At 55.3% G+C, this 16,706-nt stretch carries 13 protein-coding genes; 9 read left to right on the forward strand and 4 right to left on the reverse strand.

The annotated features are described in order from the left end of the window. Positions 1-94 precede the first annotated feature (94 nt). Positions 95-2,464 carry an ABC transporter substrate-binding protein gene (locus A3L14_RS05725; RefSeq protein ID WP_055428803.1) on the forward strand — a complete coding sequence of 790 codons (2,370 nt, stop codon included), beginning with the start codon at positions 95-97 and terminating at the stop codon, positions 2,462-2,464. Between the two features lie 64 nt (positions 2,465-2,528). Here A3L14_RS05725 and A3L14_RS05730 read toward each other — a convergent pair whose 3' ends face one another. From A3L14_RS05730 to A3L14_RS05740, 3 genes are all read right to left on the reverse strand, one after another. Continuing rightward, complete coding sequence (locus tag A3L14_RS05730; protein ID WP_055428804.1) at positions 2,529-3,545, reverse strand: M42 family metallopeptidase; 1,017 nt, start codon at positions 3,543-3,545, stop codon at positions 2,529-2,531. 48 nt (positions 3,546-3,593) lie between these two features. Beyond that, positions 3,594-4,475, reverse strand: coding sequence for an AEC family transporter (locus A3L14_RS05735; RefSeq protein ID WP_055428805.1), 882 nt, complete (start codon positions 4,473-4,475; stop codon positions 3,594-3,596). 95 nt (positions 4,476-4,570) lie between these two features. Continuing rightward, entirely contained in the window at positions 4,571-8,623 is a 4,053-nt protein-coding gene (locus A3L14_RS05740) for an MMPL family transporter (RefSeq protein WP_055428806.1), read from the reverse strand. Positions 8,624-8,740: 117 nt separating this feature from the next. Here A3L14_RS05740 and A3L14_RS05745 point away from each other — a divergent pair, with 117 nt between their 5' ends. The 7 genes from A3L14_RS05745 to A3L14_RS05770 all read left to right on the forward strand — a co-directional run bounded on the left by A3L14_RS05745 (position 8,741) and on the right by A3L14_RS05770 (position 13,896). Next, positions 8,741-9,226, forward strand: a complete 486-nt coding sequence (locus A3L14_RS05745) for a PadR family transcriptional regulator (RefSeq protein WP_055428807.1) — start codon at positions 8,741-8,743, stop codon at positions 9,224-9,226. A 185-nt stretch (positions 9,227-9,411) separates the two neighbouring features. Then, positions 9,412-9,822 (forward strand): ArsR/SmtB family transcription factor, encoded by a 411-nt coding sequence (locus tag A3L14_RS05750; RefSeq protein WP_055428808.1) that lies wholly within the window; start codon positions 9,412-9,414, stop codon positions 9,820-9,822. After that, positions 9,819-11,114 (forward strand): hypothetical protein, encoded by a 1,296-nt coding sequence (locus A3L14_RS05755; RefSeq protein WP_055428809.1) that lies wholly within the window; start codon positions 9,819-9,821, stop codon positions 11,112-11,114. The genes A3L14_RS05750 and A3L14_RS05755 overlap by 4 nt, the downstream gene beginning before the upstream one ends. A 5-nt stretch (positions 11,115-11,119) precedes the next feature. Then, positions 11,120-11,248 (forward strand): hypothetical protein, encoded by a 129-nt coding sequence (locus A3L14_RS12010; protein WP_255496492.1) that lies wholly within the window; start codon positions 11,120-11,122, stop codon positions 11,246-11,248. Then, positions 11,245-11,919 carry a hypothetical protein gene (locus A3L14_RS05760; protein WP_055428810.1) on the forward strand — a complete coding sequence of 225 codons (675 nt, stop codon included), beginning with the start codon at positions 11,245-11,247 and terminating at the stop codon, positions 11,917-11,919. The genes A3L14_RS12010 and A3L14_RS05760 overlap by 4 nt, the downstream gene beginning before the upstream one ends. Next, positions 11,903-12,562 (forward strand): DUF4097 family beta strand repeat-containing protein, encoded by a 660-nt coding sequence (locus A3L14_RS05765; RefSeq protein WP_324615376.1) that lies wholly within the window; start codon positions 11,903-11,905, stop codon positions 12,560-12,562. Before A3L14_RS05760 ends, A3L14_RS05765 begins: the two co-directional genes overlap by 17 nt. A gap of 80 nt (positions 12,563-12,642) precedes the next feature. Beyond that, positions 12,643-13,896, forward strand: coding sequence for an MFS transporter (locus A3L14_RS05770; RefSeq protein ID WP_055428812.1), 1,254 nt, complete (start codon positions 12,643-12,645; stop codon positions 13,894-13,896). A gap of 48 nt (positions 13,897-13,944) precedes the next feature. Here A3L14_RS05770 and A3L14_RS05775 read toward each other — a convergent pair whose 3' ends face one another. Continuing rightward, positions 13,945-14,460: a cob(I)yrinic acid a,c-diamide adenosyltransferase gene (locus A3L14_RS05775; protein ID WP_055428813.1), complete on the reverse strand. Its 516-nt coding sequence runs from the start codon at positions 14,458-14,460 to the stop codon at positions 13,945-13,947. A gap of 139 nt (positions 14,461-14,599) precedes the next feature. On the opposite strand from A3L14_RS05775, the gene A3L14_RS05780 reads away from it, so the two are divergent. Further along, positions 14,600-16,699, forward strand: coding sequence for a Gldg family protein (locus A3L14_RS05780; protein ID WP_082431965.1), 2,100 nt, complete (start codon positions 14,600-14,602; stop codon positions 16,697-16,699). Positions 16,700-16,706 lie beyond the last annotated feature (7 nt).

The raw sequence follows: 16,706 nt of genomic DNA on the forward strand, positions 1-16,706 counted from the left end.
TTCTTTTTCCCCAGGGTGGTAAGGCTTATATGGTCCCGAAGGGTATATTATTCCGTCGGCTTTACCTCACATGGTAACGTCGCGGTGATGGTTTATGAGGTCGGTAATTGCCCTTTCTCTGCTCCTGCTCGTTCTTCTGGCACCATTAGCGGGAGCCGAGGAATGGTCTCCAATAGACGTCATCAAGTTCCAGGGAGTTCAGAACCCCGAACTGGTTCTCCGCCAGATAGCTAAGGGTGAATACGATATCGGGCTCTTCTCCCTTCCGGCCGATGAATACCGCCGTCTTGATGAAGACCTCCTCAAAAACCTCGAACTCTACAAGACAGTCGTCTCCTACAACGAGCTGACATTCAACACCTATCACGATCCGGACAAGGATGCCCCAATCGTTACCGTGGGGAACGAGACCTACTTCAATCCCTTCGCAATCAGAGAAGTCAGGTTTGCAATGAACTACCTCATAAGCAGGGAATACATCGTTCGGGAGATTTACAGGGGTGGTGCCGCGCCCATGTTCGGTTGTATCAGGCCGAGCCATCCGGCCGACAAATACTTCGAGCCGGTCTATGCCGCTCTGAACCTTACGGCTGAGGGTAACGAGGAACTTGCCCTCCAGATGATAGAGACGGCAATGGGGGAAGCCGCTGAGAGTGTTGCGGAGTACGGCCACAGGCTGGAGAAGGTAAACGGGACGTGGTACTTCGACGGGAAGCCTGTGACTATCAAGTTCGTCATCCGCATCGAGGACGAGAGGAAAGGGATAGGGATGTACGTCTCAAAACAGCTCCAGAAAGCCGGCTTCGCCGTTGAGGAGCTCCTCTGGGACAGGCAGAAGGCCGGTCAGGTCGTCTTTGCCAGGCCGTCCAGCAACTACGAGTGGAACATCTACACCGGAGGCTGGAAGGTGAGGGGACAGCCGGAGCTCTGGGTTGACGACTACGCCGCATGGTTCTACTCGGCCTGGTACGGCTACCTTCCGGGGGCAGTTGAACCCAAACACGTCAACACCGTCACGGTCATGGATTTTCTAAGGGAAGCCGGCAACGGCGACCCGGACAACGGCCTTAGGGTCATCGGTGCAGAGTACTACAGCAAAGCCTCGGAACTGGGAGGGATTCTCAACTGGACGGAGGAGGAGCTGACGAGGCTCCTCTTTAATCTCAGCACTGAGGTAAACGGCGAAAGCTACGCGATAACCAGCGCTCGCCAGTACTGGGACCTGCAGAAGATAGCCATAGGCATCGGAATAATGGAGAGTGCCAGGATCTTCCTTGTCGAGGAGTGGGAGCTCTCGCCTGTAAACAGGGAGGGGGTTGTCGGCATAACACCCGACCCAACCACAGGAATCCTCAACCGCTGGAGCCTCCTGGATGTCAGGACACCGGGCGGCGTGCTAAGGGTTGCCTACTTTGTCCCGACCTGCGGGGGTTTATGTCTTCCATTCAACCCAGTTAGTGGCTTTGATACCCACATTTTCCCTGCCAACCTGTGGGGGCTCGTCCACGACCCCGGGATATTCCTCGGCCCGAACGGCCTCTACACTCCTTATCGGTGCAACTGGACGGTCGAGCGCGGTGAGTTCACCGTTCCTGACGATGCGGTCATCTACAACCAGACCCAGGGCTGGATCAGCCTCCACAAAGGTGAGACGGCCAACGTCAGGGTCACCGTTGCCTGCAACCTCGGCGAGTGGCACGATGGGGTCAAAATGAGGACTGAAGACATTAGGTACTACATAGCCTTCCTGTACACCTGGGCTTACAGGGACGGTGCCGACGACCCCTACTACGACGGGAGCCTCTCAGATGCCGCAGAATCGCTCTCCAGGGTTCTTGGCTTTGAGTTCGCCGACAACGGCTACGTGGTTTACGGTAACTACGCCCACCCGTTCGCCGACGACCTCACGGCAAAAACCTACGTCTTCTATCCGGCGTTTCCCTGGGAGCTCTATTATGCCATGGGCGAGCTGGTGGCCAGATCCCAGGCATACGGAATCCCCAGGAAATACTCATTCAGTGAGGGTGGAAAGGACGTGAGCTGTCTCAACCTTCTGGCGAGGGAGCACGCGGCAGACATGACGGAAGTTCTGGAGGTTTTAAGGGAGGAGAAGGCGGTTCCCGAGGCAATCGCTGACGATGTGAGCAACCCGGAAGAGGGCTATACACTGGCCATCGAGTGGATCAGAGGCATGGGCCATGCGGTAATAAGCAACGGGCCGTTCTACGTTGATAACTATGTGCCCGAGAACCTGTCTCTGGAGCTAAGGCGGTTCCATGGGCGGTCGCCGGTAGTTCCTTCGAGTCCAACCCCACCACCATCCGGCACTCCGAACCAATCCCGAACCGAATCCACCACCCCGGCGGCACCTCCGGCTGACCAGAAAAGCGATATTCGTGTGTATGCAGTGGGTCTGGTTACTCTCCTGATATTGGCGCTACTCTTCGCCGGCAGAAGGAAGTGATGTCGTGGTTATTGGCATTTTCTTCTGTCCCCTTTTTCACCACAAATAGATGGAAAAAGAATACCTAAGTCCCGAACCTCTCTTCAATGTAGGCCCTTATCAGCTCCTTTGTGGCAAGCAGGCCCCTAATGTGCGTCCTCTCCATGCCGTGGCTGGCATGGACTCCTGGGCCGATTAAAGCAACTCTAACGTCCCATCCCGCCCTCAAGGCCGCCGAGCCGTCGGAGCCGTAGTAGGGGAACACGTCAACGACGTGGGGAATGTCGTGCTTCTCAGCGAGCTCGATTAGCCTGGTGGTTATCTCGTAGTCGTAGGGGCCGCTTGAATCTTTGGCCGCTATTGAAACGGCAGTTTCCTTGCCCGCGACGCCCTCTCCAACAACGCCCATGTCGACGACGAGGAGCTCCTTCATGCTCCTCGGATAGCCCGCCGAACCGCCGTGTCCGACCTCCTCGTAGGGCGAGAAGAAGAACGCCACTGGGAGCTTTTCGAGTTCGCCCGTCAAATCGAGCATCAGGTCTATCATCACCGCGGCACTTGCCTTGTCGTCGAGGAAGTGGGCCTTGACAAAGCCGTTCACGTACTCGAACTTGGGGTCGAAGGCTATGAAGTCCCCGGGCCTTATGCCGAGCTTCTCCGTGTCCTCCTTCTTCTCGACGAGCTCGTCGAGGCGAATGTACATGTTCTCCTCCTTGCGCTCCTTCTTACCGGCCTCCTTGTTCACGTGGACGCTCGGATTCTTGAGGAGAAGCGTCCCGCGGTAGCGCTTGCCCGAGCGGGTGATTATCGTGCAGTATTCCCCTTCGAAGGCCGGAAGGTGAAGGCCGCCTATCCTGGTGAAGCTCAGGTGCCCGTCGGGCAGGATTCCCCTTACCATTGCACCGAGGGTGTCCACGTGGGCCGCTATGACGAGTTCTGGCTCGGGATGATTGCCGGCTATCAGGGCGCCTTTGTTGGTGTAAAACGTCTTTATACCGCTCTCGTTTAGGAGCTGAGAGATATACGCCATAACTTCCCTTGTATAGCCTGTTGGGGACGGTATCTCAAGTATCTCTTTCAGAATCTCGACCACTCGCTCCATTGGAATCACCGTTAAAAGAATGGTCGAAGGGTTGAAAAGACCACCGGTTTATGGGCCAGCCAGCGCACTGAAGGCGAGGAAAAACGCCAGAACCAGGAGCGTCAGGACCACCGTTACGCCGATGGCCTCCTCCGCTTTCAGGCCGTAGTGGGCGAGTATTACGTTCGCCATTATAGCTGGTGGCATCGAAGCCTCCACAAGGACGGCGTAATAAACGTCTCCAGTCCCCCGAAGGGTTAGAAAGACAAAGATGAACGGAATAAGGCTCCTGAAGAGCCCGACCTCCAGCAGGTGGCTCCACCTGAATTCCCTCAGGTTTATTATGGAGCCGAAGTATATGAGAAGCAGGGGTATGCTCCACCAGCCCACTGCCTTGGCCGGCTCAAGAATCCATTCTGGGAGCCTGATCCCCAGGAGTACGAGGGCAATGGCCAGCAAGTTGGCAGCAGTTGGAGGGAACTTCAGGGCCTTAATAAGGCTGTTTTTCACCGAGGCCTTTCCGCTTGAGTAGTGGGCCGCTATGAACGTTGCCAGCGGGAGGACGATGAGGCTGTTGGTGGTCGAGTAGAGTATGGCTGGTGTTATATCGCTGAGGAAGAGGCTTGCTATCGGAAAGCCCATGGCGGCCGTGTTCGGATAAGCCGAGAGGATCATAAGCGCCCCGGCCCAGTTCTCGTCCCCAACAAAGCGGCGGGCGTAGATGTAGGAGAGACCGAGGCTCAGCCCTATCACAAGAAGGACGTATAAGAAAACAAGTCTTATACTTAGGAGGTAGCCCAGATCCTTGCTCGCGACATTGCCGAAGACGAAGAGCGTCAGGAGGATGCGGGTGGAGAAGAGGTTGAGCCAATGGAATGGCCTCTCGTCCTTAATTAAGCGCTTCAGGACGTATCCGAGAGCTATGAGGGCGAGCATCTGATAGACGTCCATGCTAAAAGCTCGGACTTAGCGTTTAAAAGTATGTCGAACATAAGAATGAAAGGAGTTGGGGCGAAGGAACGAACAAAAATAAAAACAGAGCGGGACTACTCTTTCCTCCCTTTGTGCAGAGGCCACCAGGCCTTTTCCCCGAAGAGCGCCATCGTGGCCGGGCCGATGAAGTAGACCGCCGCTGTTGCTGTCAGCAGCACTCCGATGGCCAGTGCAAAACCTATCTCCCTGATGCCCCAGGTAGCTCCAGTCATCAGTGAGCCGTAGGTCACCGCCAGCACCGCCGCGAGGCCGACGACGAGGGTGTCCATCGTTCCAGCGGCGACCACTAGCGCGTCCCTCGCGCTCCTGCGCTCGAACTCGTCCCTTGCCTTGACGAGGTAGAAGCTGTTATAGTCTATGCCAACGCCCATGAGCACCACGAAGACCATCATAGGCAAGAACCACATAACCTGCTGGCCAAAGACCCTCTCGAAGAGCCAGCTGGAGACGGTTATGCTGAGGAGCACGCCGACTGCTATGGTGCCTATGGTGGTTATAACCGCCGGCAACCCCTTGAGTGTTGGTATCAGCGAGAGGAACATCAGCAGCAGTGCCACCGGGAAGATTCTGTGCCAGAAGACGTCGTTGATGAGGTCGCTGAGGTCGAGGGCCAAAGCTGTGTTCCCTCCGACCATTCCGGACTTTATCGCTCCCGATTTTTCCCCGTCTTTCACTATTGCCCTTATCTCCCTCACCATGTCCTTGGAGCGGTCGTCCGTTGCTTCATACTTCCCGGTTACCTGAATTAGCACCTTGGTGCCGTCTTCCGAGATGTAGCGGTCGCCGCCAATGCTCTTCAGCTCCTCCACGCTGACGTTTACGGGCCTCCCGTAGGGCCGGGTCACGGTGTAGACGTACTCGACGCCCTCCACCTTTGAAATCCTTCCCGCGAGCGCCTCGATGGTCTTGAGGTCGCCATCGCTCAGCGGGTGGCCCAGGTCTATGACGACGTAAGTCGGCGAAGTAACGCCCGCACCAACCGTGCTCTCGCTGAGCTGGAGGAAGTTGTAGGTCTCGCTGTCCTTGGGGATGAAGAGCTTTATGTCGTGGGTTCCGTTGAAGTTGGCGAAGTTGTAGGCCGCGGGAACGGCCAGGAGCAAAGCAATGACCACCACTATCTTGGCGTGCTTAACAGCCCACTCTGCGATCCTGCTCCTCTCGTGGAGGTTTACGTTGCTGAGGTGGTGCTCGATGTGCCTCGGCCACCAGAAGGCCGGTTTGTCGCCTATGAGGACCGTTATCGCTGGAATAAAGGTCAGGCTGGCGAGGAGCACTATGATGACCGCCAGGGGCGCTATGATGCCCATTGTCTTGAATATCGGGAACTCCCAGGCAAGGATAAAGCTCGCGAAGGCTATGATGTCCGTTGATGCGCTCGCGAGGACGGCATCTTTTGCCCTCTTTAACGCCTCGCTCGCGGCCTTGCTGTGGTCGTAGCCCTCAGCGAGGTACTCCCTAAACCTGTGCAGGTAGTAGGTGGAGTAGTCTATGCCCAGTCCGAGCGCGGTTGTAACGGTCAGCATCTGGGCCCAGCTTCCAACATCGAGGTAGTCACCCTTCGCGAGCAGGTAGAGTATTCCCAGCGCGGTGAGGGTTGCAGTCGCGACGCCGGTGAAGGGGAGGAGCGTCGCCAGCAGAGCCGCACCCATGAGTACCAGGAGCACGAGCAGTGCCCCAGCTATGCTGAACTTGGTGGTCTTGTCGTTGTCCTCCTTGCCGTACTTGATGGCCTCATAGGTCTGGATGGGGGTTCCGGTGACGTAGGCCTTGACCTCCGGCGATACCTTCCCGAACTCCTTCAGCGCGACCTCCTTGACCTTCAGCGAGCTCTCGTACTGCGCTTTGCTCTGCTTCTCCAGGTCGCTGACTCCATTCAGACCCTTGGGGACGAAGAGTATCAGCATCGTCCTGTTGTCGGGGCTCTTGAGCATGCCGATATAGCTCTTCGCGAGGCTGTAAATGGACGGGTAGACCTGCTCCTCAATGGGCTTGACGTCCTCATTGGTGATGGCGTCAGGATTGTTCCTGAATTCGAAGGCGATGTTCACAAGCTCGGCCGCGTTGATGTGGAGCGGAACCCCGAGGTCAATCTCCCCTGCGAACTTCTCGACGAGCTTAAGGGTCTTCACCTTGACAAGGGCTTCTACCTCCGAGTCGCTCATGGGGTAGTCCCTGGCAACGGTGAGCATTATCTCTCTCAGCGCTTCCTTGACGTCCTCCGGAGCGCTGACGTTGGCGAGCTTCTCATCAACCCCTTGCTCAAACAGGCTGTAGGCTATCTCCTCCGGACTCTTGCCGGCGTAAACCTCGTCCACAGCTTTGCCGAGGTCTATCGGGACGTCTCCGGCCAGGCTCGTGATTATCTCCTTGACGGTCTCTTTAACGCCCTTGCCTTTCTCTAGCTCCTCGGGGTTCTTGAGGACGGTATCAACGATGGCTTCAGCAACCTTCTCACTTCCAACCTCCTCGGAGGTCTTTTGAATCAGAATCTCCCTCGCAATCGGGGCGACGTTCCCGTTGGAGTCGTAGACCTCGCTAATAACGCTCTCAGGGAGCTCAACGCCCCTCTCCTTAAGCATCTCTGTGAGCAGTGAGACGGTGGCCTTCTTCAGAAGGGTAGGATCCTTGGACAGAACCCCCGTGGCGTTCGGGTCAAAGTTCACAACGGTTCTGACTATCGGCTCTGCTAAATCTTTCTGCTCCTCCGGGAGCTTCTCTTTGAGCACTCCGGCGAGCAGATTTTCCTCAAGTCCCCTCGTCGGGCCGTAGACGAGGAGCGTCCTAAGTATCTCGTCCGCATTGGGCATCTCAAGGAGGGGGATTCCCTTCATGAGTGCATTTGTGGCCTCAATGGTTGCGTTCTCGATCGCTGAAGCACTCGGGTTCCTTCCGAGACTTATCGAGACGTTGACGATGTAAGCTAAAGTCTCCGCCGGAACCTTGCCGAAGCCCGGAACATCATAGCTTCCCCCAACCCCTTCGACGACGAGCGGGGGGTTTTTGAGGGCGTTGATTGCTATCCCATCAACGGACTTAACCGCGTTCTCGCCAAGCTGAATGAGGGCGTAGTTGCTTCCGGCTTGCCCGTCGAATGCCACGACGCCCTGATAAAAGGCAACAGAATACGCCTCGGTGAGGTTCTTCTGCATCGGGTCGCTAATCTGGCCGAGAACCATCGCCTTGGTGACGTTGGCCAGGAAGCCGTCGGTTATTGCCCCTGAACCATATGCGGAGTAGGCCGGGTAGGTGGAGTTGTAAACCGCGTAAACGAGCTCGACGGGAACGCCGAGCTTTTCAGCTATGGCCTGAGCCGTTGCCCCATCGAGGCCCCCCTCGTAGGCCCCGGCCTGAACGAGCGCGCCGTAGGCCCCTATCGTTCCGAGGTAAGTTCCCGCGTAGTTATCGCTCAGGTTGTATAGGCCCGCGTTAAGGCCTGCTATAGTTGAGTTCAGCGCTTTCAGCTGTTCGCTGGCCCCGGTGAGGTTCTCGTGGAGGACCACGTAGGCATTATCGGTCTCGTTGATGGCCTTTCTGAGGGCGAGACTCTGGTTGTAGAGAACCGTCAGGTTGGCCTCAAGCGCTAGGTAGGCTCTGGCCAGCTGGGGGACGGTTCCATTGAGGGTCTTGACCTGCTCGCTGAGATTCTCAACCTGTGAGAGAAGGGTTACATAGGCGTTGCTGGCGTTGATTGCCGAGCTGTAGAAGATTCCCGTCAGGTTGGCGGTCGTCTGGGTGAGGTTGAGCGCTATCTCATAGGACTTGTTGTGAAGCAGATCAACGGCATCGTAGTATGAGGTGAAATTGCTCCCGTAGGGCTTTGCTTCGGCCTTGAAGCGCTCGTAGGCCTCTTTCGTTGCCGGGTCGTTGATATCAACGCCGCTCACTATCATGTAGGTCTGGTTGTCGCTGGTCGAGAACTCAGGGAACTCCTTTGCCAGGGTGTCCTGAACCTTGACGGACTCCACGTCCTTCGGGAGGAACTGATCCATGCTGTAGTTGGTGAGGTTGCTCAGCTTCACCGCCAGGGGCATCGCGGCTATAACTGCTATTATCCAGATGGCCACGATGGCTTTTGCGTGCTTGACTATCCAGTCGTTCCAGGGCATGTCCACCACCATTGTCGCTTATCAACATGATGAACTATAACATGTCGAAGTTCGACATGTCGTTGAGAGAAGCGTTTATAAGGATTGTGGTTCAACCTTCGACCATAGGTGATGAAGATGGGAGAAGACGTGGAGCGGAGGATAATCAAGGGGCTCTTCACGGTTCCACTGAAGAACATCATACTCGTCATCGTCGGCCTGAAGGGAGAAGCTCACGGCTACGAGATTCTAAAGGAGCTGGAGAAGTTCGCCATTGGGCTCTGGAAGCCGAGCCACAGCAATCTCTACACGCTCCTCAACAAGATGGTCGAAGAGGGACTTCTGGAGCCGAGGGAGGAGTACCGCGGAAGGGTCAGGAGGGTTAAATACAGCCTCACCGAGAAGGGCTGGGAGTATCTGAAAACCTCCAATGACCTTGCATTGAGGGTTCTGTACACGTCCGTAAACTACCACGAGGCCCTGAAGAAGAAGCTCGAGAAGATGGAGCTTAAGAGGCCGGTGGACAGGGAGACCGTCAAGACGTATCTGGAACTCCTCAAGAGGATACGCGACATACTGGACGAGGAGATAAGGGCGATAGAGACCGAGCTGGCGAGGGGCTGAGGTTTTTCTTTTAACAAGCCTCGCCCTTCAGGACTGGGGGGAGGTCAGTCTTTCTCCACTTTCTTGTTATGAGGAGTTTTGTTTGGCGTGGCCGTTTTGGCACATAGACCGATAAACTTATATATACCTACAGTGCCAGTTAAGTACAGAAAAATGTACTACAAAAATCTGTACCTGGTGGTAGCATGGAGGACCTCAGAGTTCAGCTGGAAGAGCTGAAGAAAAGGCTGGAGGTGCTGGAGGAGAGCATTGACCCGGTTGATGAGGTCATGCTCTCCATCAAGATGCGCCTCCGGCGAAAACTTGAGGGGGGAGCCCTGCCGGAGATTGATGAAGAGAAGGCCGCGAAGACCCTTAAGGCCCTCGCCAATCCCGACAGGATAAGAATACTCAAGATGCTCTCCGAGAGGCCCATGGGCTTCAAGGAGATAAAGGAAGCGCTCGGAGTTGAGAGCCCCACGGTCTCCCACCACCTGAAGCTCCTTCTCCGGACAAGAATGGTGAAGAAAGGGGACAAATACGAGATCTCGCCCGACGGACGTTTGTTTTTGCGCTTGCTTGAGATAATAACCGCCCTTGAGGAGGTGGAAGAATGAGTTTTGGATGGAAGTACCAAGCCTATCATAAAAGCCCAAGGTTTAAGCTGGCGGAGTACCTTAAGGCCCTCACGGCGATACTGCTCATTGCATGGCTGTTCAAGGGGCCGCTGAGGCTTGAGGCATACAACGACGGGCTGGTGTACGCGATAATAGCCTTGATCTTCGCCTTCGAGCTGCTCTCAGTTGGCAAGTGGTTCGGGGTGACGGTAAGCGGAATAGTCTTTGCTTTGGCTAAAGGCTTCTTCTGGACGAGCATTTTCCTGTTCTTCGGCCAGTGGCTGGGGATTGGCAGGCTCCACGACTACGCGGGAACGGCCTTCGCTTATTCAGTCGTCCTCGTCATAGCGGGAATCCTGCTGGCAAAATTCGACGAGAGAAAGCTTGACCTCAAAGTTGAGGGCAGGGCCTACGAGTTTAGCGGGGCAGACTTCGGCGAGGTGAAGCTCAAGGGAACCGGCAAGGCCTACCCCGTGAAGTTCGGAAGGAAGAATGTTGCCTGGGTGATAGATGGAAGCGTTGAGGTCGAAGCTGAAACACCGCTCGGAAGGATAACGAAAAGACTCCTCAGCCCGGTCATCGTGTGGACCGAGGAGAGGATAGCCGGACGGAAAACTTCCGCGGATCCCGGCTTTGTCTCAAGGGTGAACGACCTCGTGAACCCCGACAGGCTTTACAAGAAGGGCAAGAGGGACAGTGTGGTCGACCTCGGCTTCATCAAGGTCTACGAGGGTGAAGGCTTTGAGTACGTGAAGCTGCCCTTCATCGAGGTCATAGAGACGCCGGGCGGTGAGGAGGTCAGGATAGGGCCCATGCGGTTCAGGGAGGGCAACCCGGAGATGCCTCCGGCGGACATGCTGACCATCAGGGAGCTCCGCAACGGCTTCCAGCTGACCAGGGTGGGGGAGAGGCTGAAGATTCAGACGGACGAATACTCCATTGAGGTCGACGGTGAGAGGGTGACCTACCGGAGCGGAAACGAAGTTCTGAGCCTTGGTGAGACTGTCTCGCTCCGCTCGGGAGACGTCTCGGTCAGCGTTGGCAGGGGGAGGGCCAAGATACGCATCGAGGACGTCGTCATTTCCGCCAGAGAGGGCAGGGTCAGGATAAGGGCCGGCGGAAGGACTTACACGGTGGAAGACCCAGATGCATACAGGCTCGTCATGAGGAAGGCGAAGGAGATAGTGGAGGAGCAGAGCGCCGAGCTGATAGAGGGCCTTGGCATAGACAGGGCGCTCCTCAACAAGCGCGTGAAGGAGCTCCTCGACGAGCTGATGGGCTATATCGGGTGAGGGGAATGGAAGCCACTGCCGTCCAGAGGCCTCCGCAGAGGGATTCCGTCGGTGGAAATGGAGATGGGGGGCTCAAAAAGGCATCGGGGCATGAAAAGCCCCTTTTTGATTTCCTCCCGGAGGGATGGCTGTGAGGTTTGAAGGCATCGAAGAGGTCTGGATGAAGCTCGTCGACGTTGACCTCAAAATAGCCGCCTGGGACAGGGACTACGTGGAGCTTAATCCCCGCTCAGAGAAGGGCATCAAAGTCCGGGTCAAAGACGGCAGGCTTTCGGTGGACTACAAGGCCCTATGGAAGCTCGGAAAGACCATAAAGCGGGACAGGGGCCTGGAACCCCTGGAACTCCGCGTCCCTTTCGGGGTTCCGGTTTCGGTAGGGATTAAGAGAGGAGAAGTCACGGCAGAGGGCGTGCGCTTTGAGAGCCTTTCGGTCGGCGAGTGCAAAACCTCGCTAAAAGGATGCATCATTGGAGACCTAATCTCCGCCGTCTCCACCCTCAGCGGATCAGTTGTGGTGAAGGAAAAGGCGTCCGTAATGGCAATAGCCGGGAGGGTCACCCTGAAGGTTGAGGAACTTGATGGGGACATCAAGGCTGTCAGCAATATGGGAATACTAAAGCTGGCTATCCCGATTGACTCCGACGCCTCGATAAAAGTTGAGGACAACGGAGGGGTCGTTAAGCTGGAAGGTATCAACCCGAAAGACCCCATCCTCGGGGATGGAAGGAACACGGTAACGCTCAGGGCGGAGATTGGGGGGATACTGGAGCTGTCCATCTTGGAAGGTGATGAGGATGATATTTGAAAACGTCAAGAAAGTTGAACTGAACACCTTTGGTGCTCAGGTGAAGATTGAGGGGTGGGAAAACGACTACGTGGAAGTGAACTACGTTCTCCATGGCGAGGTTAACGTGAGCGTTGAGCAGAGGGGAAGCAGGCTCATCATAAAGGAGGAATGGAAAAAGAAGTTCTTCAACCTGCTAAGAAAGGGTGGTTGGGCTGAGATAGAGGTCAAGGTTCCCAAGAGCGTCGTGGTGAAGGCCAGGAACGTGAACGGAGAGATAACCGCCCGTGATGTCCGGCTGACCGAAGCCACAACGGTCAACGGAACGATTGAGCTTGAAGAATGCGAGGCGGAGCTTCTGAAGTCCGTAAACGGGGAGATAAACGCCCACCTGGCAACAGCTGGCCCTCTCAAGGCCTCCATCGTGAACGGAACGCTCGGGCTTACCATCGAGGAGCTTGAAGATGATGTTGAGGTTAGCACCGTCAATGGCGACATCGTGCTCCGCCTTACCGACTTCTGCGACGCAAGGATAGTCTCCAGCAGGGTCAACGGGGAAGTGAAGCTCGTTGGTATTGACCCGAACGATCCGGTCATCGGCGCCGGAACTTACAGGGTAAAGGCGAGCACCGTGAACGGCGGGGTAAGGGTTGAGCTCATTTGAGGTCTGGTTTAATTCTTTGATTCTTTAATTCTGCAACCAAATAACTAGATCCGGATGTGGAAGTTAGGGGGTTAGGGGTAATGCTCGACACCAGACTGGGCCGGAACTTCTGGCTCTACACCCTGGGCAGGTGGATATCCCAAGGGTGGATATCCCAAGCTGGTTGGGTTATCCAGGATGTCGCCGTTCCGCTGTACGTGCTCGACCAGACCGGCAGTGGGGCGATGATGAGCCTCTTCATAATGGCCGAGCTGATTCCAAGGCTGCTTGTAAACCCGATAGCTGGTGTGATAGGCGACCGCTACGACAGAAAGAAGCTCATGTATGGGTTGGACATAGCGAGGGGAGTCCTGCTGTTTGGTGTTATAGCCTTCAACATCCTTGGAATATACCAGCTCTTAGCCGTTCAGGTAGTGATGAGTATCCTCGGAGCGTTCTTCTCAGCGGGAGTTTCGGGCATGTTCCCTGACCTCGTTGGGAAGGACGACCTTGCCAGGGCCAACTCGATACTCCAGATGGGCGGACAGGTTCTGAGGATAGTAGGGCCAATACTGGGAGGGGTGATCTACGCTTTTGGAGGGATAAGGCTGGCAATCCTGATAAACGCGGTCAGCTTCTTTGGTTCGGGACTGTTTGAGGTTCTAATCGAATATCCATGGAAAACCCGGAAGCTCTCAAGCCTTCGTGAGGTCTGGGAGGACATGGCCGAGGGGTTCCGCTTCATAAAAGCTTCACGGGCGGTAGTCCTGCTGATGAGCTACGCCATAATACTCAACACACTCCTCAACCCGGTGTTTACTCTTCTCATACCCTATATGACCCGTGTCGTTCTTAGATTTTCCGCGGTTCAGTTCGGGAGCGTTGGAACCGCTGCCACCCTGGGGGCGCTAGGGGGAAACCTGCTCATAGCGGGAAAGCTCAAGGAACGTTCCGAGAATCTGATCTTCAAGGCAATGTTCGGGCAACTGGGTCTCATGCTTCTGCTGGCGGCAGTCCCTTCCCTGGGTAGAGTCTCTTACCCTGCTCTCCTTGCCCTTGTCTCACTAATAGGGCTGTGCAATGTCTTCGTGAACGTTCCCCTGTTCACCAAGCTCCAGAAGGCAGTTCCGAGTGAGATTCGCGCACGGGTTTTTTCCGCCTTTGAAACGGCTGTGATTGCTACAACCCCCCTTGGGATGGCCGTAGCCGGCCCCCTCCTTGACATGATTGGAATCGTCCCCCTAGTCGTTGCCACGGTAGTGCCGAGTATCCTAGTCTCCCTGTACTACCTTCGGTTTAAGGAACTCCTGCTGGGCATTGGCTTTGAAAAAGGGCCCGATGAGGTGGTGGGATGACCTCTGGCAGGACTTGCCAGGTGATGAACGGGAGAAAATAGGAGGAGGCTACTTGACTTCTTTCAGTTTGCCTTCCCTCTTCTCTATAGCCCTCGCCATGATGAAGAGCAGGTCGCTGAGCCTGTTGAGGTAGACGAGGGCGTTATTCCCAAAGCCGTAGTCAAGGACGAGCTTGGCAACTCTCCTCTCGGCCCTCCTTGCTATCGCCCTGCATATGTCGAGCTTGGCGCTCGCTATTGTCGAGCCGGGCAGGACGAAGGCTCTCATCTGGAACTCCCCTTCGTATTTTTTGATGAGTTCTTCCAGCCACTTCACCTCTTCCTCACCGACCTTTTGGTACTTCCCCTTGCTGGCAAGCTCCGCCATGAGGTCGTAGAGCTGAACCTGGATTTTTTCGAGGATCTCAACCATCTCTTCGGGGACGTAGTGCTTTGCCTCACCGAGAAAGCTGTCCAGCTCGTCTATCGTGCCGTTGGCGTCCATGATGGGGGAGAACTTCGCAACGCGGTCGCCGGTGAAGAGACCGGTCAAACCCCTATCGCCCGTTTTGGTCGTTATCGGCATGCCATCACCGGAAACGTTTCGAAGCCCGAGGTTTTATTCTTTTTGGACAGGATGATACACTATCAGTGATAAATAGCTGAAATAAAACATCGGGGAAACTTATTTATACATTGGCGGCCTTCTTTTTTGGGTGCTGCCTATGAGGAAATCAGCGCTGATAATAACATTGATTTTGGTTTTGAGTTTGATGCCTGTGTGGACTCTAAAGCCAGTAGCCGCAGCAACTTATATCCCGCTGGTGGAGCTCAACCAGAACTTCGACAGTTATGCATACGGAGGCGACGTTCTCACGAGGGGAATCGTAACGTACGTGGACAGCAACGGCTTTATGATCCAGAATGGAAGCGGTGCGTACACTGGGATTTACGTGTATACAGGATACAAATCATATCCCTCCGTCCAGAAGGGGGACGTGGTGGAGGTCTACGGGTATCCCAAGTACTACAACGGCCTGCGCGAGCTTTCAGTAAACCCAACCTATGGGGAGTACTATTCCGTCGTCGGAGCTGCGGAAGTGCCCCAGCCCGCAGTGATACCAACCGCGGACTACGACAGGCCCGAATACCAGAGCGTTCTCGTCAAGTTCGTTGATGCGAAGATAACCGGGAGGTACGACAGCTGGTATACTAAGCTGTGGATAGACGACGGAAGCGGCGAGGCGTATATATTCTCCAGTTCAAGCCTCCCCAGCACCCTGGAGCCTGGGGCAAAGTTCAAATACTTCGTTGGCGTTGTCTATGTTTACAGAAACTCCTATGAAGTTCTTCCAGTTGAGTACCAGCTCTACAACCCTGCAGTCAAGGTAACGGACGTCGAATACTATGCGTTCATGGAGGAAGTCCCCACAAGGGTTCGTGCGACTGTGTTCAACAGTGGCAGCACCGCAAGTAACGTAAGCTTTTCAGCCACATTCGATGGAGTCCAGGTGTACTCTGCAGAGTTCACCTTGCTACCCGGTGAGAGCAAAGTTGTCGAGTTCTATGTGGTTCCCCAATCCACGGGAAGCCACACATTAACAATAATCGCCGAGGAGAGTGAAAAGATAGTCCCGGTCAACGTCATTCCCAACCCGTATCAGCTCTCCTACGGCCTCACACCCTACTACGAGAGGCTTTACAACAAGGAAATGGCCAACGTGACCCCGCTCTACGAAAACCTCACCTGGGTGGTCGGTGAGCTCACATCCTGCGGCGTCAGCCTCGGAGACCTCGAATCCAGGATCCAGTGGATCAACGGCACCATGGAAGAGATAAAGAGGGAGTACTCCCTGTACAACACACTCAAGGGACTCCTCATCCAGCAGAACCCCTACAGGAACGCCTACTATTACCCCGTTATGGTCCACATAAGAAAGGCCGCGATGATGAGCAGGGACGTGATGAAAGAGCTTGAGTTCGTGCTCCCGATACTTCACAGCACGTATGAACAGGTAAAACCCATCTGTCACGCGCCTGCACCGGGTAATGAGACCCCCGCGAACCAGACCAACGCTACTCCATCGACTAACGTGACTATCAAGATAACCAAGGTTCTTATCGATGCGTCCCACGGTCAATACTACAACCCGACCAAGACCGACCAGAACGGCATGGCAACGCTCATAGAGAACATAAAGAACGAGCTGGGCTGGATAGTTGATATAAACACGGAACCGATAACCTACGAGAAGCTTAAGGATTACGACGTGCTCATAATCACCAACCCGAGTCAGGATATAACCGACGGGGAAGCGCAGGCGATACAGGAGTTCGTGGAGAACGGAGGCGGTCTGTTCATACTCGGCGAGAGCTACTACGGCCACGTCTACTACAAGAGCCTCAACAAGGTCGTCGGCAAGTACGGAATTCAGTTCAACAACGACGAACTCATGGACGATGACATGAACACCGGCAGAAAGTGGTTCCCGCTCGTTGGAATCTACAACCTCGACCATCCGGCCATGAAGTTCCTCTCCGCCGACCACCAGATGTACTACAACGGTGACACCCTCACTGTGAGCGGAAGCGTGACCTGGCTCGTGAGGGGCTATGAGACTGCATATTCCGAAGACAGGGACGGCAATATAGTCTATGAGAAGGGTTCCAAGCCGATTATAGCCGCCGCAGTGGAGGCGGGGCAGGGCAGGATAGTCGCCTATGGTTCAAGCAGGGCCATAAGCGATGCCTATTATGGCCACTATATCAACACCAACTGGCCCTTCGTCAAGGGAGTCCTCCTCTGGCTTGCCCACCAGGAGTGAGGCCTTT

The sequence above is a fragment of the Thermococcus thioreducens genome (assembly GCF_002214545.1).
In the GTDB taxonomy this organism is placed as follows: Archaea; Methanobacteriota_B; Thermococci; order Thermococcales; family Thermococcaceae; genus Thermococcus; species Thermococcus thioreducens.

What these genes read in the sequence shown, in the direction of transcription:
- A3L14_RS05740 (WP_055428806.1), bottom strand. Translation starts at nt 8,623, where the DNA reads ATGCCCTGGAACGACTGGATAGTCAAGCACGCAAAAGCCATCGTGGCC.
- A3L14_RS05755 (WP_055428809.1), top strand. Translation starts at nt 9,819, where the DNA reads ATGAGTTTTGGATGGAAGTACCAAGCCTATCATAAAAGCCCAAGGTTT.
- A3L14_RS05750 (WP_055428808.1), top strand. Translation starts at nt 9,412, where the DNA reads ATGGAGGACCTCAGAGTTCAGCTGGAAGAGCTGAAGAAAAGGCTGGAG.
- A3L14_RS05780 (WP_082431965.1), top strand. Translation starts at nt 14,600, where the DNA reads ATGAGGAAATCAGCGCTGATAATAACATTGATTTTGGTTTTGAGTTTG.
- A3L14_RS05765 (WP_324615376.1), top strand. Translation starts at nt 11,903, where the DNA reads ATGAGGATGATATTTGAAAACGTCAAGAAAGTTGAACTGAACACCTTT.
- A3L14_RS05730 (WP_055428804.1), bottom strand. Translation starts at nt 3,545, where the DNA reads ATGGAGCGAGTGGTCGAGATTCTGAAAGAGATACTTGAGATACCGTCC.
- A3L14_RS05735 (WP_055428805.1), bottom strand. Translation starts at nt 4,475, where the DNA reads ATGGACGTCTATCAGATGCTCGCCCTCATAGCTCTCGGATACGTCCTG.
- A3L14_RS05775 (WP_055428813.1), bottom strand. Translation starts at nt 14,460, where the DNA reads ATGCCGATAACGACCAAAACGGGCGATAGGGGTTTGACCGGTCTCTTC.
- A3L14_RS12010 (WP_255496492.1), top strand. Translation starts at nt 11,120, where the DNA reads ATGGAAGCCACTGCCGTCCAGAGGCCTCCGCAGAGGGATTCCGTCGGT.
- A3L14_RS05770 (WP_055428812.1), top strand. Translation starts at nt 12,643, where the DNA reads ATGCTCGACACCAGACTGGGCCGGAACTTCTGGCTCTACACCCTGGGC.
- A3L14_RS05725 (WP_055428803.1), top strand. Translation starts at nt 95, where the DNA reads ATGAGGTCGGTAATTGCCCTTTCTCTGCTCCTGCTCGTTCTTCTGGCA.
- A3L14_RS05745 (WP_055428807.1), top strand. Translation starts at nt 8,741, where the DNA reads ATGGGAGAAGACGTGGAGCGGAGGATAATCAAGGGGCTCTTCACGGTT.